The 2,279-nt window shown below is 61.7% G+C and carries 2 protein-coding genes; both read left to right on the top strand.

The window, feature by feature from the left end; genetic code table 11:
* The coding region (locus RFN28_RS34310) for an ABC transporter permease (RefSeq protein ID WP_320291550.1) at nucleotides 1-966 on the top strand (966 nt) is incomplete at its 5' end.
* Between the two features lie 12 nt (nucleotides 967-978).
* Nucleotides 979-2,136, top strand: coding sequence for an ABC transporter permease (locus tag RFN28_RS34315; RefSeq protein ID WP_320291551.1), 1,158 nt, complete (start codon nucleotides 979-981; stop codon nucleotides 2,134-2,136).
* Nucleotides 2,137-2,279: the final 143 nt, after the last annotated feature.

Consider the following 2,279-nt stretch of genomic DNA (forward strand, 5'->3'; position numbering starts at 1 on the left):
TTCTTTCTGATCAATCTCAACCCGAACCTGAAGAAGCTGGCGATCAGCCAGACCGAAATGCACACATCAGCCGAGCAGCTCGAGGACTGGCTGGTCAACCATGGCTACCGGCAGAATTTCTTTGCCCGTTATGGCCAGTGGCTGGGCCTTCTGCCCAAGCAGCCGGCGACCGATCCGGCGACGGGCAAACCGGCGCAGCGCTTCTCCTTCTGCAACGACCCGGTCGTGCCGACATTCTCCGGCGTCCTGCAGGGCGATTTCGGCTGCTCGACCAAGTTCAAAACGACGGTTGCCTCGAAACTTTTCCCAGCGCTTGGCGCCACGGGGCTGCTGATGTTTTGGGTGCTGGCGGTGATGGTGCCGATCTCGCTGCTTGTCGGGATACTCGCCGGCATGCGCGAGGGCTCGCGCACCGACCGCACGCTGTCGGTCGCCTCTATCGCCTCGACGGCGACGCCCGAATATGTGTCGGGCGTCATCTTCACCGTTATCTTCGCCTCGTGGCTCGGTTGGCTGAACGGTTCGGCCGCCTCGGCAAGTCAGGGCCTCACCTTCTACAATTTCACGCTACCGGTGATGACGCTGGCCATCTACGGCACCGGCTACATAGCGCGCATGACACGCGCCTCGATGGTCGAGGTGATGACGCAGCAATATATCCGTACGGCCCGCCTTAAGGGGCTCTCCTTCAGCAGCGTTGTCGTCAAGCATGCACTACGCAACGCGCTGATCGCGCCGTTCACCGTGATCATGCTGCAATTTCCGTGGCTGCTCACCGGCGTCGTCATCGTCGAGGTGATGTTCCGCTACCAGGGGTTCGGCTACACGCTGGTCGAGGCCGCAGGCAACAACGACATCGACCTTCTGCTGGGCTGCTCGCTGGTCTCGGTGTTCATCGTGCTGATCACGCAGCTCATCTCCGATGTCGGCTATGCGTTTCTCAACCCGCGTATCAGGGTTCAGTAAGGGGCAGGGCGGATGCAGATCGAATATATCAACGCCTTCGATGTCGTGGTCGGCGTGCTCTGGCGCTTCTGGCCGGTATGGGTCGCCCTCGTCCTGGTGATGGGCGTGAGCTTTTCCTACAAGAAGAAGCTCGGGCTCTATGGCCAGCTCTTCGACAGCGGCGTCGGCATTGCCGGCGTCGGCATCTGCCTGTTCTGGCTGTTCACGGCGATCTTTGCCTCGACCATCTCGCCCTTCGATCCGCTGGCGCAGGTGTCGATCATGAAGGACGCGCTGCCCGGCGCAGTCGAGCCGACAACAAAGCTCATCTACTATTTCGGTGGCGACAAGCTCGCGCGCGATGTGTTCTCGCGCATGGTCTATGGCAGCCAGATCGTGCTGATCATCGCGCCGGCCGCGACCGGCTTTGCGCTGATGGTCGGCATCACGCTCGGCCTGCCGGCCGGCTATTACGGCGGCAAGATCGACACGGTGCTGTCGTTCCTTGCCAATCTGGTGCTGGCCTTCCCGGTGATCCTGCTCTTCTACCTGCTGGTGACCCCGGGCATCATGGACACGCCGATCCCCTATGCGATGGCGGGGCTGTTCTTTCTGTTCCCGATCATCTTCTTCAGCGTGCTGTTCTGGACGCGCTACAAGAACCGGCCGGACCGCCTCTACATCCTGCTCGGCCTGACGCTCGTCATCGGCGGCTGGATCTATGCCGGCCTGGTCTTCGACAAGGATCCGCTGAAGATCGTCCACATCGATCCCAACCAGCTCAACATCTTCGTGGCGGTGGTGTTCGCGTCCAGCCCCGGCGTGTTCCGCATCGTGCGCGGGCTCACCATGGACATCAAGACGCGCGACTATGTGGCGGCGGCGCAGACGCGCGGTGAATCGCCCTGGTACATCATGCTGTGGGAGATCCTGCCCAATGCGCGCGGACCGCTGATCGTCGATGCTTGCCTGCGTGTCGGCTACACCACGATCCTGCTCGGCACGCTCGGCTATTTCGGCCTGGGGCTGGCGCCCGAGAGCCCTGATTGGGGCACCGCGATCAAGGATGCGAGCCGGCTGCTGCGTTCCTTCATCCATCCGGCGCTGCCGCCGACGATCGCGCTGATGTCGTTTGTGCTGGGGCTGAACCTTCTGGCAGACTCGCTGCGTGAACAGTCGATGAAGGATTGATGGCGGGGCCTTGGGGCCCTACTTGAAAAACAAGGATTGGAGCGACCCATGAACGAGGCAGTTCGAGATCCGGCTCAACCGATCATCGAGATCGAGAACCTCTCGATCTCCTTCTTCACCCGCAAGGGCGAGATCCCGGCGGT

The sequence above is a fragment of the Mesorhizobium album genome (assembly GCF_033977205.1).
GTDB lineage: Bacteria > Pseudomonadota > Alphaproteobacteria > Rhizobiales > Rhizobiaceae > Mesorhizobium > Mesorhizobium album.

Bases quoted from the DNA above. Each gene is read 5' to 3' on its own strand.
- RFN28_RS34315 (WP_320291551.1), top strand. From the start codon at position 979: ATGCAGATCGAATATATCAACGCCTTCGATGTCGTGGTCGGCGTGCTC.